Source organism: Bacteroides clarus, assembly GCF_015555825.1.
In the GTDB taxonomy this organism is placed as follows: Bacteria; Bacteroidota; Bacteroidia; order Bacteroidales; family Bacteroidaceae; genus Bacteroides; species Bacteroides clarus.
This window is the reverse complement of record NZ_JADNLF010000009.1, coordinates 106,347-133,100: the sequence shown is the minus strand read 5'-3', so window position 1 is coordinate 133,100 and position 26,754 is coordinate 106,347. Positions and strand designations below refer to the sequence as shown.

19 protein-coding genes and 1 pseudogene are annotated in these 26,754 nt (G+C 47.4%); 8 read left to right on the top strand and 12 right to left on the bottom strand.

Annotated features, from left to right (window positions below):
- Nucleotides 1–45: 45 nt before the first annotated feature.
- A complete protein-coding gene (locus tag I2F54_RS11340) occupies nt 46–1,182 on the top strand; it encodes an acyltransferase family protein (protein ID WP_022218908.1) in 1,137 nt (378 codons plus the stop codon).
- A 75-nt stretch (nt 1,183–1,257) separates the two neighbouring features.
- On the opposite strand, the gene I2F54_RS11335 is transcribed toward I2F54_RS11340, so the two are convergent.
- From I2F54_RS11335 to I2F54_RS11300, 9 genes and pseudogenes are all read right to left on the bottom strand, one after another.
- Nucleotides 1,258–1,701 (bottom strand): Hsp20/alpha crystallin family protein, encoded by a 444-nt coding sequence (locus I2F54_RS11335; protein WP_181986722.1) that lies wholly within the window; start codon nt 1,699–1,701, stop codon nt 1,258–1,260.
- Between the two features lie 247 nt (nt 1,702–1,948).
- Nucleotides 1,949–2,416, bottom strand: a complete 468-nt coding sequence (locus tag I2F54_RS16210) for an alanyl-tRNA editing protein (protein ID WP_229097176.1) — start codon at nt 2,414–2,416, stop codon at nt 1,949–1,951.
- 147 nt (nt 2,417–2,563) lie between these two features.
- A pseudogene (locus tag I2F54_RS16205) lies at nt 2,564–3,697 on the bottom strand (GNAT family N-acetyltransferase); the annotation flags it as partial.
- A 283-nt stretch (nt 3,698–3,980) separates the two neighbouring features.
- Nucleotides 3,981–5,648 carry a long-chain fatty acid--CoA ligase gene (locus I2F54_RS11325; RefSeq protein ID WP_009123350.1) on the bottom strand — a complete coding sequence of 556 codons (1,668 nt, stop codon included), beginning with the start codon at nt 5,646–5,648 and terminating at the stop codon, nt 3,981–3,983.
- A 107-nt stretch (nt 5,649–5,755) separates the two neighbouring features.
- Nucleotides 5,756–7,210, bottom strand: coding sequence for a potassium/proton antiporter (locus tag I2F54_RS11320; protein WP_087426332.1), 1,455 nt, complete (start codon nt 7,208–7,210; stop codon nt 5,756–5,758).
- 94 nt (nt 7,211–7,304) lie between these two features.
- A complete protein-coding gene (locus I2F54_RS11315; RefSeq protein WP_195501256.1) occupies nt 7,305–8,675 on the bottom strand; it encodes a sensor histidine kinase in 1,371 nt (456 codons plus the stop codon).
- A complete protein-coding gene (locus tag I2F54_RS11310; RefSeq protein WP_195501255.1) occupies nt 8,665–10,011 on the bottom strand; it encodes a sigma-54-dependent transcriptional regulator in 1,347 nt (448 codons plus the stop codon). The genes I2F54_RS11315 and I2F54_RS11310 overlap by 11 nt, the downstream gene beginning before the upstream one ends.
- 233 nt (nt 10,012–10,244) lie before the next feature.
- Entirely contained in the window at nt 10,245–10,985 is a 741-nt protein-coding gene (locus I2F54_RS11305; RefSeq protein WP_195501254.1) for a hypothetical protein, read from the bottom strand.
- Nucleotides 10,960–11,769 carry a metallophosphoesterase family protein gene (locus I2F54_RS11300; RefSeq protein WP_039951206.1) on the bottom strand — a complete coding sequence of 270 codons (810 nt, stop codon included), beginning with the start codon at nt 11,767–11,769 and terminating at the stop codon, nt 10,960–10,962. Before I2F54_RS11300 ends, I2F54_RS11305 begins: the two co-directional genes overlap by 26 nt.
- 1,176 nt (nt 11,770–12,945) lie before the next feature.
- Between I2F54_RS11300 and I2F54_RS11295 the strand changes: the two genes are divergently transcribed.
- The 3 genes from I2F54_RS11295 to I2F54_RS11285 are packed head-to-tail and all read left to right on the top strand — an operon-like array spanning nt 12,946 to nt 18,303.
- Nucleotides 12,946–15,261, top strand: coding sequence for an ABC transporter permease (locus I2F54_RS11295; RefSeq protein WP_129618422.1), 2,316 nt, complete (start codon nt 12,946–12,948; stop codon nt 15,259–15,261).
- Nucleotides 15,262–15,291: 30 nt separating this feature from the next.
- A complete protein-coding gene (locus I2F54_RS11290; protein ID WP_195501253.1) occupies nt 15,292–15,978 on the top strand; it encodes an ABC transporter ATP-binding protein in 687 nt (228 codons plus the stop codon).
- Nucleotides 15,979–15,981: 3 nt separating this feature from the next.
- Nucleotides 15,982–18,303, top strand: coding sequence for an ABC transporter permease (locus I2F54_RS11285; RefSeq protein WP_195501252.1), 2,322 nt, complete (start codon nt 15,982–15,984; stop codon nt 18,301–18,303).
- 22 nt (nt 18,304–18,325) lie between these two features.
- Here I2F54_RS11285 and I2F54_RS11280 read toward each other — a convergent pair whose 3' ends face one another.
- Nucleotides 18,326–19,684, bottom strand: a complete 1,359-nt coding sequence (locus tag I2F54_RS11280) for an MATE family efflux transporter (RefSeq protein WP_009120818.1) — start codon at nt 19,682–19,684, stop codon at nt 18,326–18,328.
- A gap of 99 nt (nt 19,685–19,783) precedes the next feature.
- Between I2F54_RS11280 and I2F54_RS11275 the strand changes: the two genes are divergently transcribed.
- Genes I2F54_RS11275 through I2F54_RS11265 form a run of 3 tightly spaced genes read left to right on the top strand, consistent with a single transcriptional unit; the run spans nt 19,784 to nt 22,267 of the window.
- Nucleotides 19,784–20,431, top strand: a complete 648-nt coding sequence (locus I2F54_RS11275; RefSeq protein ID WP_118468425.1) for an HAD family hydrolase — start codon at nt 19,784–19,786, stop codon at nt 20,429–20,431.
- Nucleotides 20,432–20,487: 56 nt separating this feature from the next.
- On the top strand, nt 20,488–21,309 hold the full coding sequence (panB, locus tag I2F54_RS11270) for a 3-methyl-2-oxobutanoate hydroxymethyltransferase (RefSeq protein WP_009120820.1): 822 nt from the start codon (nt 20,488–20,490) through the stop codon (nt 21,307–21,309).
- Nucleotides 21,290–22,267: an MFS transporter gene (locus I2F54_RS11265; RefSeq protein WP_195501251.1), complete on the top strand. Its 978-nt coding sequence runs from the start codon at nt 21,290–21,292 to the stop codon at nt 22,265–22,267. The genes panB and I2F54_RS11265 overlap by 20 nt, the downstream gene beginning before the upstream one ends.
- A gap of 22 nt (nt 22,268–22,289) precedes the next feature.
- Here the strand turns inward: I2F54_RS11265 and I2F54_RS11260 are convergent, their stop codons facing one another.
- Both I2F54_RS11260 and I2F54_RS11255 read right to left on the bottom strand, forming a co-directional pair.
- The gene (locus I2F54_RS11260; RefSeq protein WP_195501250.1) at nt 22,290–22,655 is read right to left on the bottom strand and encodes a diacylglycerol kinase family protein; all 366 of its coding nucleotides are present in this window, start codon (nt 22,653–22,655) and stop codon (nt 22,290–22,292) included.
- Nucleotides 22,656–22,789: 134 nt separating this feature from the next.
- A complete protein-coding gene (locus I2F54_RS11255; RefSeq protein ID WP_087426341.1) occupies nt 22,790–25,012 on the bottom strand; it encodes a RelA/SpoT family protein in 2,223 nt (740 codons plus the stop codon).
- Between the two features lie 105 nt (nt 25,013–25,117).
- Here I2F54_RS11255 and I2F54_RS11250 point away from each other — a divergent pair, with 105 nt between their 5' ends.
- Nucleotides 25,118–26,635, top strand: coding sequence for a DUF4301 family protein (locus tag I2F54_RS11250; protein WP_009120824.1), 1,518 nt, complete (start codon nt 25,118–25,120; stop codon nt 26,633–26,635).
- The last annotated feature ends 119 nt before the right edge of the window (nt 26,636–26,754 follow it).

Below are 26,754 nucleotides of genomic sequence, written 5' to 3'. Positions count from 1 at the left end.
TTTTTATTACCTTTGCACGCGAATTAATAAACATCTTATACCAAAATGGACACACAAAACTCTTACCTCGCTTCAAAGCCGCATTATGAAATTCTTGACGGGCTTCGTGGTGTAGCTTCTGTAATGGTTGTCGCTTTCCATTTGTTGGAAGCACATTCTGGCGGTAGCCATTTGGAGCAACTTATCAATCACGGTTATTTGGCGGTGGATTTTTTCTTTATGCTTTCCGGTTTTGTTATCGGTTATGCTTATGACGACCGTTGGAATCGGATGAGTGTCGGTACTTTCTTCAAGCGGCGTATAATTCGTTTGCATCCTATGGTTATAGTGGGAAGCATTATAGGTGCGGTATTCTTCTATTTTCAGGAGTCACCATGTTTTCCGGCTATTCAGAACACATCGGTCGGAACCATGTTATTGGTGATGCTGTTGGGATGTACTTTGCTCCCTCTTCCTCTGAAGTGGGACATTCGCGGTTGGACGGAAATGCATCCGTTGAACGGACCGGCCTGGTCGCTCTATTACGAATACATAGGTAATATTCTTTATGCGCTGTTCATCCGCAAGTTCAATAAAACAGCTTTGTCCGTTTTGGTTTTGGTGGCGGGATGTTTTACGGTGCACCGTTGCCTAACTGCACCTACGGGAGATATTGTCGGTGGCTGGGCATTGAACTGGGAGCAGCAATATGTAGGGCTTGTCCGGCTGATGTATCCTTTCTTTGGCGGATTGCTGTTATCCCGTTTAGGATGGTTGGTTCATATTAAAAAGCGGGCGTTCTGGTGGTGCAGTCTGATGATTGTGATAGTTATGGCTTTCCCCCGTTTGGGCGGTGAAAATCACTTCTGGATGAATGGACTTTATGAAGCTTGCTGTATTCTTTTTGTTTTTCCTGTGATTGTTTCTATGGGAGCGGGTGGCAAAGTGACCGGTAAACGCTCTACCGCTATATGCAAATTCCTGGGAGATATTTCGTATCCGGTATACATAACACATTTCCCGTTAGTATATACTTATACGGCTTGGGTATGCAATCATAATGCAACTATCGTAGAGAGTATTCCTTATATGATATTGACCTTTATCAGTGCTTTCATTCTTGCCTATGCCTGCTTGAAACTCTATGATGAGCCTGTGCGTAAATGGCTGACAGACCGTTTTCTGAAAGGAAAAAAGAAATAGCCAAAATACTGATCCGATACATGAATGCCCCGATGCAAAGATTTGCACCGGGGCATTCTCTAATTACCGATTACTTTATTTTACGTCAATGAATTTTTTAGTTTTTTCCTTTTCCTGCTCGGTGAATTTCGGCAGATTGATATTCAACACACCGTTTTCCACTTGAGCGGAAATCTTCTCTTTGTCGACGTCGTCCGGAAGGATCATTGTCTGTTGGAATTTGGAGTATGAGAACTCGCGACGCAGATAGCGACCTTCTTTCTTTTCATCTTTATTGCTCTCTTCCTTGTTTTCCGTTTTCTTCTCCATGCTGATGACCAGATTGTTTTCTTCATCGATATGTACGTTGAAGTCTTCTTTTGTCATTCCGGGAGCGGCCAACTCTACTTTGTATTCTTTTTCCGTTTCAAAAACGTTGATGGCTGGAGCGGTTGCATTGGCTTTTACCATCCAATCGTTATCAAAGAAATCGTTAAAGATACTTGGTAACCAATTCTGAGTTCTTCTTACAGGCATCATAATCATAGTCTCCTATCTTTTAAAAGTTATACATTCGGTTTATTCCGAACTTCGGTTCTCAGCGCTTTTCAATGTCCGTCTTTCGGCTTTCATTATTTACGTCTTGAACCGTCGTTCACCTGCTATATTGCAAACCTCATGCCAGCAAGCTTATACTGACTTTATTGACTATTTGTCATTGAATAGCTGACTATTTTACTTGTATAATGCCAATATTGCTATCTTTTTATTTAAAATTGATTGATTTTTATACTAATTTAAAACGCATCCGCCAACGCTTGCTTTCTTCATCCCAGTCGTGGCTGATAATTTTGAAAGTTCCTATCTCGGAAGTATTGGCAACATGTGTACCGATACAAAGGCATTCGTCATAATCACCGACTTTTACTACACGTACGGTTTCCGAAGCATCTTCCGGTAACCGTTCCAAATCGAACCTGCCCTTAGCTTCTTCCTGAGTGATGAATTCGGTAGTGACGGGCAGGTGCCGTGCTATCACTTCATTAACCGCTTCTTCCAGGCTCTTTATTTGCTCTTCCGTAGGGCAGGCGTTCAATCGATAATCCAATTTGCTTTTCTTACGCTCTATATGAGCGGAGACAGAGCGGCCGCAACCGAATAATCTAATCATTGTCTGATTAATGATATGTTCGGTGGTGTGCATGGGCGGGTATTCCTGTTTGTTGTGCTCGTTGAGTTGAATTTGTTGTTCCATAAGTTCTTCTTTCAAAATGCTATATACATGTATATCCGCATACTCTCCCGAAGCCAACAATTCTCCGGCACGTTCCGTTCCTTCCAGACGGAAACCAAGCCGGACGGGAATGCCGTTACTTGCGGTATTGCCTGTGGCGCAACGGATTTGTATGCGTTTTATATCTTTGGCTTCGACCGCCCATTGGCACAGACGGCGAACACAGGCGGTCATAATTCCTTGATGTTGATATTCAGGCAATAACCAATAGCCGATTTCCGTACGATGATTGGCAAAGTCGGAGAAATGGAAACCTACCAGTCCGCAAATTTCATTTTGTTTATTCCAGATGCCGAATATCGGTTCGTAGCTGTCGGCAGGGACGGAGAGAACTCCTTTCAAAAAACTTTCCTCATCGGCCGCGGATTTCAGGTTGTCGACAAACGGCAGCCAAGTGCGCATATAGTCGCGATGGGTATCAATGGCATGATATATGGCGGTGGCGTCCTCTATCGTCACCTCACGCAATGAAATGTCCGGACGAATTTCGAAGGATATATTTAAATGATTGAAAGGCGTTGTTTCTTTCCGTGCATTTTGTATTCTATCTTTGATTTTGCCCCAGGCGCGTGTATCGAACAGGCAGCTTTCGCGCATGGTGTGATACATTTCCTTGAATCGGGACATCGGTATGGTAAAGCTTAGTAAATCCGCCTCAAAATAAGGACGGACAGACGGATCGAAGAATCCTATAAACGTCCTTTTGCCTTGTTTCCGATTTTCAAGAACCGCTTGCGTCACAACAGAGCAACAGCCGGAACCGAATGGTGCAGAAACGATGTCGAACGCGTTACTGTCGAAAAACGCCCACGTGGTCAATCCGGCTAATACGTCGGGAGTTGCAAGGAACAGTATACCTTCCGCTTTGTCGAAAGACGCCAGATTATCGATTCGTGTAAAGTGCAGCCAGGCTTTTTCGGCTTTAGGCACTTGTATCTCCTGTATGAAGTCGACAACCATTTCAGGCGTTTTCTTGTACTTCTCTTTCAAGGAAACGAAGCCGGGTACATGCTCCGGCATATCTGTAAATCCTGTGTAAAACTTGCCGCCACCGCAGCCTATTGTTTCCGCGTTGAGGCTGATTGTCTTTCCGCTCCTGACCTGCGCCATGCTTTTAAAGAAGCATCCGCTTACTTTCTCTGTCGGAGCTTCCGGCCGGTCGGAGTACCAGAAAGCGATGGGAAGTTCGGTTTGCTGTCCGAATGCTTCCCGGTAATTGTTGATAAATGTATCTATATCCATTTCCTTCTATTTTTCCGTAAAGATAATTAATATTCCGGGATTTTCATTTCCGACATATGAAAATGCAATGACGCGAAGGGAAAACAGGGGTGCTGAAATGTACGGGCATAAAAAAAGGAGTACCGCTGTACTCCAACCTTTGTTAACCTTAAATCTAATACTATGAAAAACACATTGCAAAGATACGGACAATTGGGAAATCTGCAAATTATCCAAGAAAAAAAGCATGTTTTATAACACTTCTTATAAAATCGTACTTCTTGCTATATGTTTTTTAAGGATTTCAGCCTTTGGCTTCCTGATACATGAAGCGTTTGATGCTCTTTTTGGCTGTTTTTTCAAATTCCTCAAAGTGTATTTTCACTTTAGTAATCTGGCAATATGCCGGCAGCAGTTGGTTCAACTCATTCCGGTTGGCTTCCATTGCTTTCTCTATATCGGCTTGCTGCAAGCCATGGGCAAAGGCGTCGTCAAAGTCGGGATATATCAGGGCTACGAGTTTGTCGTGCTGCAATACAATCAATGACTCTGATACGTATGGCATATTGTTCAGTTTGCTTTCTATTTCTTCGGGATAAATGTTCTGTCCGCTGGAAGTGAGAAGCATATTCTTACTGCGTCCGCGTACGGTGACATAGCCGTCGGCATCCATCGTGGCAAGGTCGCCTGTGTGCAGCCAGCCGTTGACGTCTATTATTTGAGAAGTGGCTTCTGCATTCTTGTAATAGCCCAGCATAAGGTTGGTTCCCCGGCAGATAATTTCGCCCGCTACGTGCTGAGGGTCGGGAGAGTCTATCTTTACTTCCATACGGGTGGTGGCTTTTCCGCAAGAAGCGAGCTTCAGGGTTTCCCAACGGCTGGAGCAGATGATAGGACCACATTCCGTCATACCGTAGGCAATGGTATAGGGGAATCCTATCTGTTTGAGGAAACGTTCCACATCGGCATTGAAAGGCGCGCCACCGATAATGATTTCATCGAAGTTACCGCCGAAAACATCCATTGCTTTCTTGCGCATATCGGCCTTTATCTTGTCATTGACAATAGGCATCCGCAGCAATAGTTTACCGATTTTGTTGTCTATAAGAGGCAGGATATTTTTCTTGATAATCTTCTCTACGATGAGCGGTACACAGGATATGACGCGCGGCTTGATTTCGGAGAATGACTGTGCGATAATCTTTGGCGACGGCATACGGGTAAGAAAGTAGAGGTGCGCGCCTGCCGAGAAGCCGTAAAGGAAATCGTATACCATACCGAAAACGTGTCCCAAAGGGAGCATGGATACGATATGGTCGCCGGGACGTACGGGCAACATCTCGTGGCAGTAGGCTATGTTGGACCATAAACTGCGGTAGGGCAGCATTACGCCTTTGGAATAGCCTGTGGTGCCGGATGTATAATTGATGACCGCCAACTCTTCGGGCGACTGTTCCTTGCGGTAGCAGATATGTTCGGGACGGAAGTTCTTGGGATAACGTGAGCCGTAGATGGCGTTTCGATGCTCGAACGCTTCCATGAGCCGTTCATCCCGGCAGACGACCGGAGTGAAGTCTGTCAGCAGGACGACTCCCATAAGCAGCGGCATGGCTTCTTCGTTCAAGTTCTCCCAAGCCTGGTCGCCGACAAAAAGGAGCTTGGCTTCGGAGTGGTTGACGATATTGTGTATATTGTCTGCCTTGAACTCGTGAAGAATAGGAACAATTACGGCACCATAAGTCACTGTTGCCAGAAAACAGACCGCCCAATGAGCGCTGTTACGACCACATACGGCTATTTTATCACCGGGCTGAATACCGGCGCTTTCCAATACGATATGAAATTTTGCAATTTTACGGGCAACATCTTTATATTGTAGAGTTATTCCTTTGTAGTCTGTCAGGGCATTTCTGTCCCAGTTTTGTACGATGCTTTGTTCGATATAGTCAATGAACCGTTGTTCTTGTTCCATGCGTATATTTGCACACTTTAGTTAAAACTGCGCAAATATAGGGCTTATAGTGATGCAAAGCAAATGCTTTGAAGTTTTTTTCATGGGAGAACACTCTCCCTTATTTCCTATTCTTTGGTCTTTTCAGAAATAAGCAGCAGCTTGTCTCCCACATGAAGTTTCAGACTGCCGTTGGGTATCAGGTATTCGTTGCCGCGCTTCACTATCATCACAAGAGTTCCCTGAGGCAGGTTCATATCTTTGAGCGTATCACCTTTCGTATCGAGTATCTCTTGGGTGACGGTAACATCGCGCAAGTCGGAATCGATATCTTCGGGCAGTTCTACTCCGAAGTCATTACCCGTCTTTTCCATCGGGGTGGAAAGTCCCAGCATACACGCTACTTTTGAAACGGTAGTACCTTGAATGACGAGGGACAGAATCGTGATGAAGAACACGATATTGAAGATTACATCCGCACCGGGCACACCCGCCACCACCGGATAAGTGGCGAAGATAATGGGTACCGCACCGCGCAGTCCCACCCACGAAACGAAGAACTTGGATTTCATATTGATGCGTTTCCCGAATGGAAGCAGGCAGAGGAATACGCTGAGAGGACGTCCTATCACAATCATAAATACGCCGATGAGCAATGCCACGCAAGCCACCTCGAGCATCTCGTGCGGGTTGACCAGCAGGCCGAGACAAAGGAACATGATTATTTGGAAAAGCCATGTCAATCCGTCCATAAACGTGTAAATCTCCTTGCGGTACATGATTTTGTTGTTTCCTACCATCATGCCGGCAATGTAAACGGCCAGATAGCCGTTGCCCTTCATCAGGTCGGTGATGGAGAATGTGAAGAACACGAACGACAGCAGCAGAATGGGATAAAGCGACTGGTTGTCTATATTCAGCTTGTTCAGCATAAGGATGGCCAGTTTTCCCAACAGATAACCTGCGGCGGCACCCACAATGAACTGTATCACAAAGGAGAGGGCTATCTGTGAAACACCCATTCCCGAAGACTGGATAAACTGAATCAGCACGATAGTCAGCATATAAGCCATCGGGTCGTTACTACCGCTTTCCAACTCCAGCATAGGACGCAGGTTGTGTTTCAAATTCATCTTTTGCGAGCGCAGGATGGCGAACACCGACGCCGAGTCCGTGGACGACATGGTAGAAGCGAGCAACAGGGATGTGATGAGCGGCAGATGAATATTGGTCCAGCTCATGCCCGACAGCCACCATATGAATAATCCGGTAAACAATGCCGTCAGCAATACACCGAAAGTGGACAATACGATACCGGGAGAGAGAATGGGCTTGATTTCGGTGAACTTGGTGTCCATACCGCCCGAAAACAGGATGATACTTAAAGCTACCATACCGATGAACTGCGCCTCTTTGGCATTGTGGAACTGCAATCCGAGCCCGTCGCTTCCGAAGAGCATACCTACCACAAGAAAAAGCAACAAAGCGGGAACTCCGAAACGATAGCCTGTCTTGCCTACGATGATACTGACGAAAAGTAAAATAGAACCTACGAGTAGAATGTTTTCGGCTGTAAATAACATAAGTATTGTGTTATAAAGTTGATTATAGAATGTTTTATGTACCTTGGTGTACAAAGATATTTATTATTGGTAACAAATACAAGACTTAATTGGTTCAATTAAATTTCAATACAAAAGTAGTCTCTTTCCCGGGTATCAGAGATATGTTTCCGCCGGATAAGCGCATGATTTGGCGGGAGATGCTCAACCCGATGCCGCTTCCGTTTTCTTTGGTTGTGAAGAAAGGGATGAAGATATGTTCGGCAATGTCCGGGGGGATGGCAGGGCCGTTGTTGGATATTTCAATCAGCACGGCTTCGGCTTCGTTGCAATAGGCGCGTATGTCGATGTGCTTTTCGTCCGCTGCGGAAGGAGACATTTCAAAGGCCTGTATGGCGTTCTTCAGTAAATTGATGATAACTTGCGAAATGAGGTTCTCATCCGCATAGAGTATCAAATCATCGGGGACGATGGAAATATGGAAACAGGCCGGAGTGTCGGGATATTGATGCCGCGCCAGTTCCACCATACGGCTGATGAAGCCTTTGAGATAGAATAAAGACGGTTCGGGAGTAGGGATACGCGTAAATCTGCGGTAGGATTCTACGAAAGCGAGCAGTCCCTTGCCTGTAGAGCTGATGGTTTGCAGACCGTTGCGTATCTCTTCTTTTGATATTTTCGCTTCGGTCAGTTCCAGTAGCGTGTCGCTCAGGGAAGTGATGGGGGTTACGGCGTTCATAATCTCGTGGGTCAGTACGCGTGTAAGGCGTATCCAGGAGTCTATTTCTTTTTCGTCCAACTCGTTGTTGATGTCGTTCAGGGCGAGGATGCGCAGGTGCTCCCGGCGGACGGTGATATCGCTGACGCGGATGGAAAGGTTCACGGTGCCGCGTTCGTTGCTGAATGCCGCCTGGAACTTGTCGCCGGCACGGCAGGCGGTGAGCATATCCATCAGGTGATTGTCCACACGTGACAGTTGGCGGACGTGGGTAAATACTTCCAGCCCGAGCAGATGCAGGGCTTCGTTGTTCTTTTGATAGATGGCTCCGTTGTCGTTCAGTACGACGATGCCGGTATTTACGCAGTCGAGGATAAGCTCGTAGTATTTCTCTTGTTGGGCGGTTTCGCTTTTTACATTATATAAGATGCGGGCTACACGGTTCAGGGAACGGTTCATGAGGCGGCTGTCTTCGGTTCCGTCCGTTTCGGAGAAGTGGATGGCGGTGTCGTTGTTTTCAATGGCATCGAGCATGAAGAGGACTTTACGGGTATGGCGGCGGTACAACCGTTGCTGCCAGCGTACTGTCAAAGGAAGAAGCACGGTGAAGCATACAGCCCAGAACAGAGGGGTGTCAAGACCATGCGATTCCGGAGACTTCAGAAAAAACAACATCCACATTATTCCGGCGGCCACAGCTGTGAGCAGACTGATAACAGTCCGGAAAATATAATATTGATTTATATCCTTGTATTTCTTAAAGTCCATACTTTTTCATTTTATTGTAAAGTGTCTGCCGGGTAATGCCCAGTTGAGAGGCTACGGCCGAAAGATTGCCGCCGCACTTGTCCAGCGTCCGGCGTATCATTTGCTTTTCCATGTCTTCGAGGGTGGATACGGGCATTTCCGGTGTTTCGTTTCTGCGTTGCAATTGGAATAATCCGGCGGATAGGAATGTGCCGTCGCAGATGATAACGGCTTTTTCGATGGCGTGCTCCAATTCGCGGATATTGCCGAACCAGGGGTGCAGCATCAGCTTCTCGCGTGCCGCATTGTCCAGATGTAAAGGCGATTTTCCGTATTGTTTGCAGAAGCGGGTTATGAAACGTTCTGCCAGCGGAATTATATCTTCCGGCCTTTCCCGCAGCGCAGGGATTTCAAGATGGATGGTGTTGATGCGGTAGAGCAGGTCTTCACGGAATTCTCCTTTGTCCGCCATTTCGGGCAGGTTGCGGTTGGTGGCGCAAATAAGGCGGATGTCTATGGGGACAGGCGTATTGCTGCCCACCCGTACGATGCTGCGACGCTGAATGGCTGTCAGCAGCTTGGCTTGCAGATGATAGGGGAGATTGCCGATTTCATCAAGAAAAAGCGTGCTGTGGTCGGCGACCTCGAACTTTCCGGGACGGTCGGCATGGGCATCGGTGAAAGAGCCTTTCATGTGTCCGAAAAGCTCGCTTTCAAAAAGGCTTTCGGTGATGGCGCCCATATCCACGCTTATCATTTCCTTGCGGCGGCGTGTGGAAAGGGCGTGTATTTCGCGGGCAAGCATCTCTTTGCCCGTACCGTTTTCACCGGTGATAAGGATATTGGCGTCGGTGACCGCCACTTTTTCTACCAGCATGCGAAGTTGCTGCATGACGGGACTTTCTCCCCAATACATGGAAGAAGCGGCGGTGGCGGATTCAGCCGTTGCTTTCTTTTTCCTTTCGGATGCAGAGGTGTTCTGTGCGGCGTTCAGCAGAGTCTCTACCAACTTTCCGTTATCCCAGGGCTTGACGATAAAGTCTGTTGCACCTTCCTTTATCCCGCGCACGGCAAGGTCTATGTCGGCATAAGCGGTGAACAGTACTACGGGGAGTTCCGGATATTGCTTCTTTATTTCGCGCAGCCAGTAAAGACCTTCGTTTCCGGTGTTGATGCCGGACGTGAAATTCATGTCGAGCAGCACTACCTGCCATGTATCTTCGTGTAAAGTGCAGGGAAGGGTAACCGGTGAAGAAAGGGTGGTTATTTTATCAAAATAAGGTCTCAACAGCAGTTGCAAGGCGGTGAGTACGCCGCGATTATCATCAACGATAAGAATGTTTCCGGATTTCTTCATGGCAGCACAGTGTCTTTTTATATTTGTGAGGACAAATATATTCTATTTTCCCGAGAAAGAGGGAAAGAAAAATAATAAATTGGGGATACCGGAGCATATCATGCCTTGGTACGCGATGTACCACGGTAAGGTACGTGTCGTACCCTCGTGTGGTACAAGCCGTACCACGGTGAGGTACACCGTGTACCCCCGTAGGATACATGTCGTACCACGGCAGGGGACGGACGGTAAGCTTACAGCAATTGTAACTTCAATCCGAAAGACAAACTCAGGTAATCCCTTGGTTTCAGATATTTGTTGGTGAAGGCGCTTACGATGTATAAGTCGCAGGTACTGAGCTCGTAGAAGAACGTAATGGCCTTTGCCGTAAATCTGCGGCGAGGGTCGATATCGTAAGTGATGCGTTGCCCCAAGAAAGCATGGATGCGCACTTTGGACGAGAACCCGTAGTAACCTTTCGGATAACGCTCCGGTTCGTTTACCCAAAACTCGTCACCGAATACGGTATTGAAGTACATACCGCAGGTCAGAGGTTCGACCGCGAACCGGCTTTCTTTGATTTGCAGGCTCCAGGGGATATAGTTTTGCTTCAAGGTAAATGTCAGCTTGGTGCAATCGGACTGATACTTGGGCAGGACACCCAGGAAAATATCCGTTTCCCATTGGTTACGCTTGCCGTAATCCCAGCCTGTACCCAGCGAGAGCAGTCCCATGTTGCCGGCAAACTGTATTTTGGTGTGTGTCGGAATCAGAGCTTCCCACCGTTTGCGATAGCGGTGTACACGCCGGTCGTAGCGGCTGTGGCGCACACGGCCGGTAACGATGGTGTCCGGTTTGCGTTGTAAATAAACCGTATCGTATTTTACGATAATCACCGTATCTCTTTCTTGCGCGGAAAGCGAGCCGCACCACAGCAACAACAGGCAGATAACGGCGAGTGCCGGTTGATTAGAAATAGACCACTTCGCGTTCATATCCGTCGGGTGTTATGGTGAATACATAGTAATTGCGGTTCTTCATACAGTCGCTCATGTAGTACATGATGCCGTCCTCAAAGAGGTTTTCCTCGAAAACGTGGTGCTCGTGGGCGGCGGTACAGAATTGTATGCCGGGAAATTCGGTTACGTAACGGTGAAAGACACGCGCCACATTATTATTGAACTGGTCGGCATAGGGACGGACGTGCATGGATACTACGGTTTTGTCGAATTCATCCTTGCGGTCGGTGAGTTCTTTTTCAAGGAACGTGAAGTCGGGAATGGGACGGGAGTAGTCGAACTCCATGGCGTTGGTATTCAGGCATACGAATTTTATCCGTCCGGCAATGAACGAGAAGTTCGGGTCGCCGAATACGGCACGGTATGTTTCTTCTCCTGTGCCGAGGCAGTCGTGATTGCCAATCAGGGTGACATAGGGAACGTGGAGCTTGTTCATAATGTCGCGCTGCCAAAGAAATTCGTCAGTAACGCCGAAGTCGCTCATGTCGCCGCCATGGATAACGAAGTCGATGTCATCGCGCTTGTTCATCTCTCCTACGAAATCCAGTGTTTCGTCATACCAGCGCTGCGAGTCGCCCATGGTTACGAATTTAATCGTTGTCTTGTCTTTGCATTTCTGTTCTATCTCGGCAATATTATGGGCGTTTACATCGGTTTCACCGTTGATGCGTACATCATACGGGTGATAGTCTATCATCTCACAACCGCTCATAAACAGGCAGAGGAATGATAGGAGTAAGGGGGGATATGGCTTTATCATATTTATTTGCTTTATTATATTTTACTTTATTATTAAGCGTGTATCTATATTGTAATTGTATAAGTGTATATCTATGAAAGTTGAATTATGTTTAAATGTATGTTTATGAAAAACGGAATTATGTCTAAGTATATGTCTATGGAAACTGAGGGCAAAGGTAAAGTTTTCATTCGATAGAAAAGTTGTCCTATTTTCCGTTTTTCTGTCCTGTAAATAATAATTTGGTTTATCTTTTCTATTCCGTGAATGTCATTGACTAATCTGTATATATTATATATATGAGGCTATAAATGTTATTGTCTAATCTGTACATGCTCTTGTTTAAGGCTGTAAATGTCATCGCCTAATCTATAAATACTATCGTATAAGGCTGAAAGCCTTTTATCTTCAAGCCCGGGGTAACACCCCGGGACTATGTGTGTATGATTAACATTGCGCCCTGTAAGGGCGAGATTCTTGTATGCAACTCTCTTGCCCTTACAGGGCGTAGGCGGATAGGAAGACCTTATTATTCCCGGGGCGTTGCCCCGGGCTGTATGCTTCAAGCCTTTCAGGCTTTAGACTGTAAATGTTATTGTCTAATCTTCACATGCTCTTGTCTAAGGCTGAAAGCCTTTTATCTTGAAGCCCGGGGTAACACCCCGGGGCTGTGTATATGGTTAACATTGCGCCCTGTAAGGGCAAAATTCTTGTATGCGCTCTCTTGCCCTTACAGGGCGTAGGCGGATAGGGAGACCTTATTATTCCCGGGGCGTTTCCCCGGGCTGTACGCTTCAAGCCTTTCAGGCTTTAGACTGATAATCTTTAAAATACTGATTATATAATTATTAATCAGATATTTAATCAGGTGTTTAGGTAGGTGTTAAGTATGTATCAGGCGGATGTCAGGTAAACATTAGGTGGGCTGTGTCTAATTATTGGACGGACTGTGTCTAATTCTTAGACACTTGTGTATGGACTGTTTGTTTGTGAATAGTTGATAATCAGTATTATAATTGTTTTGGCACGCTTTCTGCATTATTATAAGTAGGAAAAACATAACAATATAAACATAACAATAAGTAAGTGTTGAATTTTAATTTATATCAAGAGTATCTGTCATTCAGATAGTATAAGCTAATGATTCAATATGTACTTATTCACTTATCAATGTAGTATGAAACAAATAAATATAGTATGAAACAAATCTATTATGTCATTCAAACCTTGCTTCGGGGACGTGGCTCGAACATCATCAAGATAATCTCTTTGGGATTAAGTCTGACGATGAGTATTCTGCTATTCTCCCGCGTGGCATACGAACAGAGTTTTGACACCTGCTACAAAGACTACGACAATCTTTATCAAATCTGGTCTGTATTTACCGTTAAGGGTGAGAAGTATCCGCCGCAAGAGCAGAACTGCGGTCCTGTGGCAGGCGCCATACTGGAGAACTTTCCGGAACAGGTAGAAGCTGCCACCAGCACTTGTCATTGGATGAATGCTCCGCTGTACAATGAGAACGCTCGTTTTGACGAAAAGAAAACGGTGGCGGATTCACTTTTCTTTAAGACGATGGGTATCGAAGTGCTGAGCGGCAATCCGGTGCAAGACCTTCAACAGCCCGATGTGATTTTCCTAAGCGACCGTTTTGCCAGGAAGATATTCGGTGGAGAAAATCCGGTGGGAAAGACTGTCAACTACAATCATGAGAAAGACTTTATGGTGAAAGGTACCTATAAGGCATTGCCCGAAAACGCTACCGTCAATCCGGAAGCCGTCATCTCTATGCCTACCTTGTGGAATGGCGGTGGCGGTAACTACTCATGGCGGGGCGGGGACAGCTACCCCGAGTACATCCGTTTCCGTCCCGGTGCGGACAAGTCGGTGGTGAATGCGCGCATAGACGCTATGATAGAGAAGTATCGTCCGGAAGAGGACAAAAAGAAATATGGTTATACAGCGTTTGTAAAACCTATCCGTGACACCTACCGAAATTATGAAAGTGTGGAGCGAATGCGTAATATCATGACCGTTCTCGGTCTTGCCATTCTTTTCATTGCGGCGCTGAACTATGTATTGATTTCCATTTCCTCACTGACGTATCGTGCCAAAGCGGTAGGCGTGCATAAATGCAACGGTGCAAGCGGCGGTAAGATATTCGGCATGTTCCTTTTGGAGACAGGCATTATCATTGTGGCGGCGTTGCTTTTAATGACTTTGGTGCTGCTGAATTTCCGGGAGTTCTTTGAAGATACCGCTGCGGCCAAACTTTCTTTGTTGCTTGCTCCGGAGCGTATCTGGGTTCCGTTGACGGTAGTCGGCATACTGTTTATAGTGGGCGGAGTATTGCCGGGACGTTTGTTTGCCCGTATTCCCGTATCTCAAGTGTTCCGCCGTTATACCGAGGGAAAGAAAGGGTGGAAGCGTCCGTTGCTTTTCATCCAGTTTGCAGGGGTGGCGTTCATTTGCGGATTGATGTGCGTAGTGATGGTACAGTATCAATACGTGCTGAACAAGGATATGGGATATAATCCGCAGCGAATGGCGCTTGCCAATGCCTATTGGAATAAGGATAAAGAGTGTGATGCCGCTTTCCAATTCTTTAAGGGACTTCCTTATGTAGAGGCTGTGACCAGTGCCAATAATACGCCAATCAGCGGATATAGCGGTTCTATGATTCGTGATGCATCGGGTAATGTGCTTTTTTCCACGCGTGCTTGTTACTATATGCGTGAGGACTATCCGGCTATGATGGGTATGGTGTTCAAGGCCGGGCGTATGGCCCGTACGGAAGATGAAATAATAATAAATGAAACATTCGCGGACATGATGCATTGGGGAGACGATGCCGTGGGGCGTACTGTTGACGTTGACAATACCGCGCAGATGAAAGTCGCGGGCGTACTGAAAGACTTTCAGATAGAAGACTTCACGGCTGCTAAGATGCCTTTCATCGCCCGTCATAATAAAGATTTCGTGGGAACGATACATGTCCGTCTGAAAGAACCTTTTGCACAGAATCTGCGGCAACTGAACAAGGATGTGGCCGATGCCTTCAGTAATCAGACCATCGACTTCGTAAGCTATGAAAAGAAGATTACCGATGCCTACAACAGCGTCCGTGTATTTCGCAATGCCACGTTGATGGCAGCCATAACGATGTTTTTCGTCATGCTGATGGGTCTGATAGGATATACCACCGATGAAGTACGCCGTCGTGGCAAGGAGATTGCCATCCGTAAGGTAAACGGTGCGGAAGCATCTTCTATCCTGGAACTGCTTTCCAAAGATGTGCTTGTCGTGGCGTTGCCTGCGGTTGTTCTCGGAAGCTTGGCATCGTGGTACATCAACGGTGTTTGGATGGAACAGTTTGCCGAGCAGATTCCCCTCAGTTGGATTGTCTATCTGTTGGTGATAATCGCCAATCTGGTGATAATCTTAGGTTGCGTCCTCTGGAAGTCATGGCGGATAGCCAATGAGAATCCTGTAAACAGTATTAAGAGTGAATAAAAAAGATAATATATAGAAAAATAGAACATTATGATTGAGATTAATAACATCAGCAAAGTATTCCGTACCTCGGAAGTAGAGACAGTAGCATTGAACCATGTAGACCTCGAAGTGAAAGAGGGTGAGTTTGTAGCCATCATGGGCCCGTCCGGTTGCGGGAAGTCTACCTTATTAAATATACTTGGTCTGTTGGATAATCCTACGGACGGCAGTTATAAGTTGCTCGGGCAGGAAGTGGCGGACTTGAAAGAGAAAGAGCGTACCCGTGTGCGCAAAGGCAAACTGGGATTCGTGTTCCAGAGTTTCAACCTGATAGACGAGCTTAACGTTTACGAGAATGTGGAGCTTCCTCTTACCTATTTGGGAGTGAAAGCCGGTGAACGCAAACGCATGGTGGATGATATTCTGAAACGGATGAATATCAGCCATCGAGCCAAGCACTTTCCACAACAGCTTTCCGGTGGTCAGCAGCAGCGTGTAGCCATTGCCCGTGCTGTGGTAACGAACCCGAAACTGATTCTTGCCGATGAGCCTACCGGTAATCTGGACTCCAAAAACGGAGCGGAAGTGATGAGTCTGCTGACGGAGTTGAACAAGGAGGACACTACCATTATCATGGTGACACACTCCCAACATGATGCCTCATTTGCGCATCGTACGGTGCATCTGTTCGATGGTAGCGTAGTGGCGAGCGTAAATACGGATATGGGGAAGTAGGCCATGAGACAATTGTATTATACGATACAAACGTTGTTGCGCGGACGGGGTAGCAATGTGGTAAAGACGGTATCTCTTACACTGGGCTTATTTGTAGGTATTCTGCTGTTCTCACAGATTGCTTATGAGTTTAGTTATGAGAACTTCTATCAAGACCCGGAACGGTTGGTGATGCTTCGGATGCGCAATACCAAAGACGGAATCCCGGAGAAAGGGTACAATTACGGTACTTATCGTCCTGCGGCTGCCGACTTGTGGGAGGCAATGCCCGAGCAGGTGGAATGTGCCAGTCTGACTTCCAACTTCTTTCAGGCCACTTTCTACAAAGATGGCAAGAAACTGGAAGACACGCCTATGTTGTGTGTAGATACGCTCTATTTCCGTACCACCGGTCTGGAAGTGCTGAAAGGTAATCCCAATGACCTTGCCCTGATGCAGAATGCTTTTATCTCACAAAGTATGGCACGTCGTGTCTTCGGTGATGAGGATCCCATGGGCAAGGAGCTTTCCGTAGAGAAGATGTTCAATGTCACCATTCGGGGTGTTTATCGGGAAGTGCCACGCAATACGAGCTTTCCCCACGAAATTCTGCTTTCCGACGCCGTATTGGATTGGGGATATGGGGCAGGCACATGGGGAACGAACAACATCTATCATATTCTTTTCCGGCTGAAACAGCCAAGTGATGTGGATGTCATGAACCGACGTGTGCAAAAGGCAGTGGAGCAATACACCGACCCCCATTTGGGAGAATCCGTAGTGACGGAGTATAGCGTGATACCGATACGTGAGATTCACCGGAGGCAGCCCGATGCGCAACGCAAGTTGCTCATTATGGGGGTGCTGGGCTTTTCTATCTTCTTTGTGTCGGTTATGAACTATGTGCTGGCGGCAATTGCCTCTATGAGCCGGCGGGCTAAAATGGTGGGCGTGCATAAGTGCAGCGGAGCCGGTGAGGGGCATATACTGGGCTTGTTTTTGTGGGAGACGGGAATATTGGTACTCGTGTCCACGGTAGCGTGCCTGCTGCTGATGTATTTTTTGGGAGAACGCATCGAAGGGATGTTGGGCGCACGGTTGGCGGACTTGTTTACATGGAGTAACCTCTACGTGCCTCTACTGACGGTATTGCTGCTCTTTGTAGTGGCGGGAGTATTACCGGGGCGCATGTATGCGCGCATTCCCGTGACACAGGTGTTTCGCCGCTATACGGAGGGCAAACGTTCGTGGAAGCGCGGACTGCTCTTTGTGCAGTTCATGGGAGTGGCTTTTATCTTGGGGGTGTTGCTCACTACGGTATGGCAATACCGGGAAGTGGTGAGCCGTCATGTCGGCTTTCAAACCGAACGGCTGGCAGTAGGCTCTGTCAATGGAGCGATAGAGGAGAATGAGGGAATATCCGATGCCATTAGACGCCAACCTTACGTGGAAGCGGTGGCATGCAGCAGCAAAATGCTGTTGCAGCATTACAGTACGAACCGTCTGACCGATGCGCAAGGCAATTTTCTGTGTCCGCTACACTTCATGCTTATAGATAAGGACTTTCCGAAAGTAACAGGATTGAAGCTATTGGAAGGTGCGTTTCCGCAGCATGTCGGCGAAGCCGTGGTGGGCAAGGAGACGGTACGGACTATGAAATGGCAGAATAACGTGATAGGACGGAAGCTGCCGATAAAACCTTCATGGGCAGGATTGCAGGAGTCTCCTACGATTGTGGGCGTGGTGGATGATGTGCGGAATATGGGTTTCTTCAACGAGCAGACTTGTACGGCCTTCATTATGAACGACCGCGACCGCACTTTCAATGTACGCCTGAAAGAACCGGAGGAAGAGAATTTAAGAAAGCTGAACGCCTTTGTGAAGGAAGCTTATCCGAACAAAATGTTGGAATTCTCCACTTATCAAGAGATACGTGAATGGCAGAATGAAAGTGTGTCCCGCTTTCGCAACATTGTGACGGTGACTTCGGGATGTATATTGCTTATCGTCCTGATGGGACTGATAGGTTATGTCAGCGACGAGACACAGCGTCGCAGCAAGGAAATAGCCATTCGTAAGGTGAATGGAGCCGAGGCTTCTTCCATATTGCGTTTGCTTTCTGCCGGTATCTTGAAGGTGGCTGTGGGAGCAGTACTAATAGGTATTGCTTTCTCATGGTACGTTTCCGGCATTTGGATGGAACAATTTCCGGATGGGACGCTGCTTTCTCCCGGCTGGTTCATCGGGGTGGGAGTGGCGTTGTTGGTACTAATTGTGTTGGTTGTGGTAGTTAAGGCATGGCGGATTGCCAATGAGAATCCGGTCAACAGTATCAAGAGCGAATAAAAGAAAAGTATTTGTGGTTTTTTTAAGAAGGAAGTTGGGGAGACGGTAGTCTCTTCAACTTCTTTACGTATATCCACAGCGCAATGACAGCCGTAACGAATGCAAAGAAATCCGATACGGGCATACATGTCCAGATACCGTCCAGTCCCATATAACGGGGGAGGATAATCAGTCCCGGCAGTAAATATAACAGCTGTCGGGTGAGAGACAGGAATATGCTGATTTTAGCTTTTCCGATGCTTTGGAAGAAGTTACCGATAACGATTTGAGCACCTACCAGCGGGAACATGGCTATGCCGATACGCACCCCTCTGGAAGCCATATCAATCAGCTGCTCGTCACTCGTAAAGATGGCCGATACGGCATGAGGAAACAGTTCGCAGATGATAAAGCCCGTACTGGTGATACATACGCCCGTAATGATGCTCAGACGTAGTGTCGCCTTTACACGGTCGTGTTTCTGCGCTCCGAAGTTGTAGCCCACGATAGGCTGCATGCCCATCGTCAGTCCCAATACAATCATTACGTAGAGCACCAGCAGCCGGTTCATGATGCCGTAAGCACCGATAGCCATATCGCCGCCATAACGTTGCAGGCTGTTGTTCACGATGATAACGATGACGCATGCCGTTACATTCATCAGGAACGGAGACATCCCTATGGAGAAAATGCTGCTGATAATACGTTTTTTCATCTTCCAGAAGCCCGGGTGCAAGCGTACGATGCTTGTCTTTTGCAGGAAGTGGCTTACCACCCATATCATGCCGATAAATTGCGAAATGACCGTTGCCGTTGCCGCTCCGCGGATACCCCAGTCGAAGTGGAAGATGAAGATAGGGGCGAGAATAATGTTGCACACCACCGTAACCATTGAGGTCAGCATCGCTTTCTTGGGATAACCCGTGGCACGCATGATGTTGTTCAGCCCTATCATCGTATATGTCACAGGCGTACCCAGCAGAATTACCTGCATGAAGTTCCGCGCATAAGGCAGCGTTTCGTTGCTGGCGCCGAAAAAGCGCAGGATTTCGTCCAGGAAGATAAAAGAGATACCGCCGAACAAGAATGAGTTAACGAGGCAGAGCGTCAGGGTGTGGTTCAGCACTTCTGTGGCTCCGTCCACATCTTTCTGTCCCAGACGTATGGATGATATGGTGGAGCCGCCTGCCGAGACTACCGTACAAAAAGCGACCACCAAATTCATCAACGGAAAAGTTATGGCAAGTCCGGCAATACCCATGGCACCTACGCCATGACCGATAAAAATGCTGTCGATGATGTTGTACAGTGAAGTTATTGTCATACCGATAATGGCAGGGATGGAATACTGTACAAGAAGCTTGCCGATTCGTTCGGTTCCTAAGATATGCGGATCGTTCATTTGATATACGTCAATTAAGCTTTTGCAAAGATAAGAAATATTTGCTCAGTTCGATGATTATTCAGACCTTTGCACTCGAATATTATATTTGTTTTAAACATGGATACAATAAAAACAACAGCCGTCCTTTTCGATTTCGACGGAGTGGTGATGGATACCGAAACGCAGTATTCTATCTTTTGGCATAAAGTCGGTGTCGATTATCTGGGTATGGACGATTTGGAGAGCCGCATAAAAGGCCAGACAATGACTTACATTTGCGATACATTTTTCGCCGGGAAAACAAAGGAACAACAGGAAATCACAGCCGCCCTCAATCATTTTGAACAGGATATGGCCTATGACTACATCCCCGGTGTGCTCGATTTTATCGCCGACCTGCGTCGTAACCATGTGAAAATGGCGGTTGTCACCAGTTCCAACGACCGGAAAATGGCTGCCGTCTATCGTGCCCGTCCTGAGGTGGAGACCATGTTCGACAGAATTCTTACCGCCGAAATGTTTGCCCACTCAAAACCGGCTCCCGACTGTTTTCTGCTCGGTATGGAAGTATTCGGTACAACTCCCGCCACCACCTACGTATTCGAGGATTCCTTTAACGGACTGAAAGCGGGTATGGCATCCGAAGCCACCGTTATAGGGCTGGCAACAACAAACTCCCGTGAGGCTATCGCTCCGTTATGTCATTGTGTATTAGATGATTTTACGGGCTTTACTTACGATAAAATGCTTCAAGTGCACAAGTAATGGGAAAAAGCGCTAACTTTGCGCCGCTAAAAAAAATCATTAAACACATAATTATCATGGCTGGATATATTTCAGACGACACTCGTAAAGTAACTACGCATCGCCTCGTTGAGATGAAACAAAGAGGTGAAAAAATATCAATGTTGACTTCCTATGACTATACCATGGCGCAGATTGTGGACGGCGCAGGTATGGACGTTATTCTGGTAGGCGACTCCGCTTCCAATGTAATGGCGGGTAACGTGACCACACTTCCTATAACCCTCGACCAGATGATTTATCATGCCAAGTCTGTTGTCCGTGGCGTAAAGCGCGCAATGGTAGTGGTGGATATGCCGTTCGGTTCCTATCAGGGAAATGAAATGGAAGGCCTTGCCTCTGCCATCCGTATTATGAAGGAGAGCCATGCAGACGCTCTGAAGCTGGAAGGCGGGGAAGAAATCATCGGGACGGTAAAACGTATTCTCAGTGCCGGTATTCCTATCATGGGACACCTCGGACTGATGCCGCAATCCATCAACAAATACGGAACATATACGGTGCGTGCCAAAGACGATTCGGAAGCGGAAAAGCTGATACGCGACGCCCATCTGCTGGAAGAAGCCGGATGCTTCGCCATTGTATTGGAAAAGATTCCCGCCGCATTGGCGGAACGTGTGGCAAGCGAGCTGACTATTCCTATCATCGGTATCGGTGCCGGTGGCGGTGTAGACGGTCAGGTACTGGTTGTGCAGGATATGCTGGGCATGAACAACGGTTTCCGTCCCCGTTTCCTGCGTCGCTATGCCGACCTTCATACTGTAATGACGGACGCTATCAGTCATTACATCTCCGATGTGAAGAACTTAGACTTCCCGAATGAGAAAGAACAGTACTAACGGGCTCATGACGCTCAACTTCTGGCGGATGTGCGCGGCCAACCTGTTACTGTTTGCATCCGTCTATATGCTCTTTCCCGTACTTTCGTTCGTAATGCCGGAGCGACTGGGCATATCCTTCCCTCAGGCAGGGAGCATGTTTCTGGTATTTGCGGCGGCAATGTTTGCGGTAGGCCCGTTTCATGCTTATTTGTGCGATGAATACAAGCGGAAGAACGTATTGCTTTATTCCACCCTTGCCATGCTGGCGGCGACGGCGGGCTATGCCTTTGCAGACAGCTATATCAAACTGTTGCTGCTTGCGTTGGTGCAGGGGGGCTGCTTCGGACTGGCAACGACAGCGGGCATTACGGTAGCCATCGACATCACCACATCGGCGAGGCGCAGCGCGGGCAATATGGTATATGCATGGTCTGCACGTTTGGGCATGCTGATAGGAGCGGGAATAGGTATCTTGCTGTACGACCTTTACGGCTTCCGTACAGTCGTTTACCTGGCTATTGCAGTGGGAGTTCTCAGCATGTATTTCACATCAAGGGTATATGTCGCTTTCCGTGCGCCTATCGGGATGAAGCTATGCAGTTTAGACCGCTTCCTGCTACCGCGTGCATGGGTGCCTGCACTGAATATGCTGCTGATTGCTTTTGTGCCGGGTGTATTGCTGCCTTTACTATATGTAGGAGATTACATCGCATTCTTGACATTGGGTGTATTAGTGCTTCTTACGATACCGTTTACAAGGATGTTTGTGAAACTGTCGCATCATTGCCAAAGAGGAACGGGCAATACGACTTGTTATCTGGCTATGGAAACTGGACTTCTGGCGGGTCTGGCAACAGCTTGCCGGTTGTCGGATGCGTACTTGCTCTATCATGCAGCCGGTGTAGCCGCCCTGCTTGCATTGTTCTTCTTCGTCCTGCTGACGTATCCCTACTATAAAAGAAAAAAGGTGAGGTGATTGATTTCACCATTTACTTATTTTATAATCCACTAAAGTAGGGTATAAAGATAATCAATCCTATAATTGCCGCCGCAACAGCGCATACCAGCACTGCTCCGGCGGCAATGTCTTTTACCTGTCCCGCAATGGGATGCCGCTCGGGAGATACTAAATCGACCAGTTTCTCAATGGCGGTATTAAACAGCTCGGCGGCAATCACTATACCGATACACAGAATTATCACTGTCCATTCGGAACGTGTAATCCCCAAAACAAATCCTGCAATGATTACGATCACCGTGGCAATCAAATGAAAACTCAGGTTCTGCTCTTTGCCTACACAACTCAGGATACCCTGCCAGGCGTAACCGAAACTGCGGAGCTGTTTTTTGAAATCGTACTGCATAATTGGTAAATTGAGAATTGAGAATTAAAAATTGAAAAATAAAGGCCGTGACGTCGGACTTGGGGAACATAGGGTTTAACTTGGGGGTAAAGTTGAACTTTAGAAACGCAGTGTTGAACTTTAGAATTACGCTGTCAGTTTCGTGACACTTGCTTTACTCCCTTTATTGTCCTCAGCTTTTTGATAAGCGCTTCCAGTCGTCCGGTATCGCCTACCATGACGGTAAGCGTACCTGAGAATAATCCGTCGTGAGAATCGATGCCGATACTTCGCAACGTAATTCCGGTCTCTTTGGAGATGATGGAAGTGATATTGGTTACGATGCCTATGTCGTCATGGCCTACCACACGTAGCGTAATGGGATATTGCGTACCTTGTGACTTACCCGCCCAACGCGCCTTGACGATACGGTACCCGAAACGTTCGCGTAAGTCGCTGGCATTCGGACAGTCGCAACGATGTATCTTGATGCCGCCGCTTACGGTGACAAAACCGAATACCTCGTCTCCGTAGATAGGATTGCAACAGCGTGCCAGCTTAAAGTCCAGGCCTTTCAGGTTCTGGTCGATGACGAGCACATCCTCTTTGGCGGTTGTTTCTTCGGGCAGGGTGGCGGCTTGCAGGTTATAGCCCTCGGCGCTACGGTACACGATGTCATCATGCGTATCATTCTCCCGCTTTTGCAGTTCGAGGTACTTGTCTATGATGTCGTTGACGTCGAGCGTTTCGTCGGCAATGCTCTGATAAAAATCCGTTACCACTTTGAAGCCGAGACGCTTGATGAGGCGCATCATCGTACCCTCGTCATATTCTATCTTCCGGTTCTTGAATTTACGTTCCAGCGTTTCTTTGGCAAATGCGTGCTGGCGGGCAGCCATTTCTTTGAGCGCCTGCCGTATCTTGGTGCGCGCTTTGGAAGTAGTGACGATGTTCAGCCAGCCTTGCTTGGGCGTCTGGGTATTGGAAGTCATGATTTCCACCTGATCGCCACTGTTCAATATCTGCTTGAGCTGTGCATTCCTGCCGTTTACTTTCGCTCCGATACATTTACAGCCCAGTTTGCTGTGGATGTGGAATGCGAAGTCGAGTACGGTGGAACCTTTACCCAGTTTGAACAAATCCCCTTTGGGGGTAAAGACGAATACCTCGTCTTCGTATAAGTCCAGCTTGAACTGATCCATGGTCTCCAATCCGCTGCTGTCGGAGTTTTCCAACGCTTCACGCACGGAAGTCAGCCATTCGTCCAAGCCGCTTTCGCCTTTGATTCCTTTATATCGCCAGTGGGCGGCAAGACCCCGTTCGGCTATTTCGTCCATGCGTTCGGTACGAATCTGCACTTCCACCCACTTGCCCTCGGGACCCATCACGGTGATGTGCAGCGATTCGTATCCGTTGCTTTTAGGCACGGACAGCCAGTCGCGCAGACGCTTCGGGTTGGGCTGGTACATATCCGTTACGATGGAATATGCCTGCCAACATTCCAGTTTCTCTTTTTCTACCTTAGAATCCAGAATCACACGGATTGCGAACAAGTCGTACACGCCCTCGAAAGGACACTTCTGCTTTTTCATCTTCTGGTAGATGGAGTGAATGGACTTGGTGCGTCCCTTGATGTGGAAGTGCAGTCCCGCATCTTCCAGCTTTTTCTGTACCGGAGCGATGAAAGCGGCTATATACTTGTCGCGTGAAGCTTTGGTTGCGTTCAGCTTCTCCTTGATGTGATAGTAAACGTCTTTCTCCGTATATTTCAGTGAAAGGTCTTCCAGTTCCGATTTCAGTTTGTACAAACCCAGCTTGTGGGCGAGAGGAGCATATAGATAAGCGGCTTCATTGGCCACCTGTTTGCGCGCTTCGTCATTCTCACAATCCTTTATCTGACGCATGATGTTCACGCGGTCGGCAATCATAATGAGGATAACGCGCATGTCTTCCGCAAAGGACAGCAGCAGGTTACGGAAGTTTTCCGACTCGATAGTGGGGCTTTTGGAGTAAAGCTCGTTTACCCGTATCAATCCTCGTATGATGCCCGCTACATCTTCGCCGTAGTTCCGTTCCACTTCTTCGGAAGTACAAGTGCCGCAGCGTACGGAGTCGTGAAGCATCAGTCCCAGAATGGAGGCGCGCTTCATGCCTATTTCTTCCGCTACGATAACGGCGGTCTGCATATCCTTGATAACCGGATTCAGGCCGAAGATGTCCCGTTGTATGCGGTTATTCCGTATAGAGTTTACAAGATGTGTTTTCAGCTTTTTGCAATCGCCTTTGTGGAGTGTTTCCCCTGAAAGTTGCAATAATTTTCGGTAGAGTACGAAGAGCAAACGCTTCTCTCCGGTAGTGAAAAATTCATCTGTTTCCATAATCGTCCGTATTTTCTGCTGTAAAGGTAGTTTTTTTCTTCTTTTTCTTGATGGCACTTCCGCTTTTTTTGTATTTTTGGGCATCAATTAATAAATTTAGATATTATGATAACACTCCAAGACAAAGAACTGCTTGCCAAGAAAGGCATATCAGAAGAGCAGATTGCCGAACAACTGGCCTGTTTCGAAAAAGGATTTCCATATTTAAAGTTATCTGCCGCCGCTTCCGTAGAGCAGGGTATACTGGCTCCGGACGCCGATGAGCAGAAAAAATATCTGAATGCGTGGGAAACATACACTCAGACAGACAAAACGGTTGTGAAGTTTGTTCCGGCATCGGGCGCGGCAAGCCGTATGTTTAAGAATTTATTTGAATTCCTCGGAGCGGAATACGATGCTCCCCAGTCAAGTTTTGAGAAAACATTCTTCGAGAAAATCGAGAAGTTTGCTTTTTACGATGACTTGAACGCCGCATGCCAAAAAACAGCCGGTAAAGATATTCCCGCGTTGCTGGCCGCCGGAAATTACAAAGCTGTGGTTGCCGCATTGCTCGAATCGGCGGGCTTGAATTACGGTGCGCTTCCGAAAGGACTGTTGAAGTTCCATAAGTACGAAGACGGCAGCCGTACCCCGTTGGAAGAGCATCTGGTGGAAGGTGCGCTCTATGCGGCCAACAAGAACGGCAAGGTGAATGTGCATTTCACCGTATCTCCCGAACATCGTGCGCTGTTCAAGGCTTTGGTGGACGAGAAAGCGGCCGCCTATGCCAAGAAATACGGTGTGGATTACAATATCAGCTTCTCCGAGCAGAAGCCGAGCACCGATACCATTGCCGCCGATATGGAAAACAAACCTTTCCGCGATAACGGCAAGCTCCTGTTCCGTCCGGGCGGCCACGGCGCATTGATTGAAAACCTGAACGACCTCGATGCCGATGTAATCTTCATCAAGAACATCGATAACGTTGTGCCCGATAAGCTGAAGGGCGATACCGTATTATATAAGAAACTGATTGCGGGCGTACTCATCACATTGCAGCAGCAGGCATTCGCTTACCTGCAACTGCTGGACAGCGGCAAATATACGCACGAACAGATTCTCGACATCCTGCAGTTTGTACAGAAGAAGCTGTTCTGCAAGAATCCGGAAACGAAGAACCTGGAAGATGCCGAACTGGTGATTTACCTGAAAGAAAAGCTGAACCGCCCGATGCGTGTTTGCGGTATGGTGAAGAACGTAGGCGAGCCGGGTGGCGGCCCGTTCCTTGCATATAACAGTGACGGTACGATTTCCCTGCAAATCCTCGAAAGCTCACAGATTGACATGAACGATCCGGAGAAGAAAGATATGTTTGAAAAGGGTACGCACTTCAATCCGGTAGATTTGGTTTGTGCCGTACGCGATTATAAAGGTCACAAATTCGACTTGGTGAAGTATGTGGATAAGGCAACAGGCTTTATTTCCTATAAGTCGAAGAACGGTAAAGACCTGAAAGCCCTGGAACTTCCCGGACTTTGGAACGGTGCGATGAGCGATTGGAACACGGTCTTTGTAGAAGTACCCCTGACTACATTCAATCCGGTTAAGACGGTGAACGACTTGTTGAGAGAGCAACATCAATAACAGCATCTGCATTTGGTTAACTTCATAGCCTCTGTGAAGTTAACCAAGTGGGTAGTAATATGTTAATATCATAATTACGGGAAGTTAACTCGATACGGTGAATGAAGTTAACTTCCCGT

What these genes read in the sequence shown, in the direction of transcription:
- I2F54_RS11340 (WP_022218908.1), top strand. Translation starts at nt 46, where the DNA reads ATGGACACACAAAACTCTTACCTCGCTTCAAAGCCGCATTATGAAATT.
- I2F54_RS11335 (WP_181986722.1), bottom strand. Translation starts at nt 1,701, where the DNA reads ATGATGCCTGTAAGAAGAACTCAGAATTGGTTACCAAGTATCTTTAAC.
- I2F54_RS16210 (WP_229097176.1), bottom strand. Translation starts at nt 2,416, where the DNA reads ATGGAACAACAAATTCAACTCAACGAGCACAACAAACAGGAATACCCG.
- I2F54_RS11325 (WP_009123350.1), bottom strand. Translation starts at nt 5,648, where the DNA reads ATGGAACAAGAACAACGGTTCATTGACTATATCGAACAAAGCATCGTA.
- I2F54_RS11320 (WP_087426332.1), bottom strand. Translation starts at nt 7,210, where the DNA reads ATGTTATTTACAGCCGAAAACATTCTACTCGTAGGTTCTATTTTACTT.
- I2F54_RS11315 (WP_195501256.1), bottom strand. Translation starts at nt 8,675, where the DNA reads ATGGACTTTAAGAAATACAAGGATATAAATCAATATTATATTTTCCGG.
- I2F54_RS11310 (WP_195501255.1), bottom strand. Translation starts at nt 10,011, where the DNA reads ATGAAGAAATCCGGAAACATTCTTATCGTTGATGATAATCGCGGCGTA.
- I2F54_RS11305 (WP_195501254.1), bottom strand. Translation starts at nt 10,985, where the DNA reads ATGAACGCGAAGTGGTCTATTTCTAATCAACCGGCACTCGCCGTTATC.
- I2F54_RS11300 (WP_039951206.1), bottom strand. Translation starts at nt 11,769, where the DNA reads ATGATAAAGCCATATCCCCCCTTACTCCTATCATTCCTCTGCCTGTTT.
- I2F54_RS11295 (WP_129618422.1), top strand. Translation starts at nt 12,946, where the DNA reads ATGAAACAAATCTATTATGTCATTCAAACCTTGCTTCGGGGACGTGGC.
- I2F54_RS11290 (WP_195501253.1), top strand. Translation starts at nt 15,292, where the DNA reads ATGATTGAGATTAATAACATCAGCAAAGTATTCCGTACCTCGGAAGTA.
- I2F54_RS11285 (WP_195501252.1), top strand. Translation starts at nt 15,982, where the DNA reads ATGAGACAATTGTATTATACGATACAAACGTTGTTGCGCGGACGGGGT.
- I2F54_RS11280 (WP_009120818.1), bottom strand. Translation starts at nt 19,684, where the DNA reads ATGAACGATCCGCATATCTTAGGAACCGAACGAATCGGCAAGCTTCTT.
- I2F54_RS11275 (WP_118468425.1), top strand. Translation starts at nt 19,784, where the DNA reads ATGGATACAATAAAAACAACAGCCGTCCTTTTCGATTTCGACGGAGTG.
- panB (WP_009120820.1), top strand. Translation starts at nt 20,488, where the DNA reads ATGGCTGGATATATTTCAGACGACACTCGTAAAGTAACTACGCATCGC.
- I2F54_RS11265 (WP_195501251.1), top strand. Translation starts at nt 21,290, where the DNA reads ATGAGAAAGAACAGTACTAACGGGCTCATGACGCTCAACTTCTGGCGG.
- I2F54_RS11260 (WP_195501250.1), bottom strand. Translation starts at nt 22,655, where the DNA reads ATGCAGTACGATTTCAAAAAACAGCTCCGCAGTTTCGGTTACGCCTGG.
- I2F54_RS11255 (WP_087426341.1), bottom strand. Translation starts at nt 25,012, where the DNA reads ATGGAAACAGATGAATTTTTCACTACCGGAGAGAAGCGTTTGCTCTTC.
- I2F54_RS11250 (WP_009120824.1), top strand. Translation starts at nt 25,118, where the DNA reads ATGATAACACTCCAAGACAAAGAACTGCTTGCCAAGAAAGGCATATCA.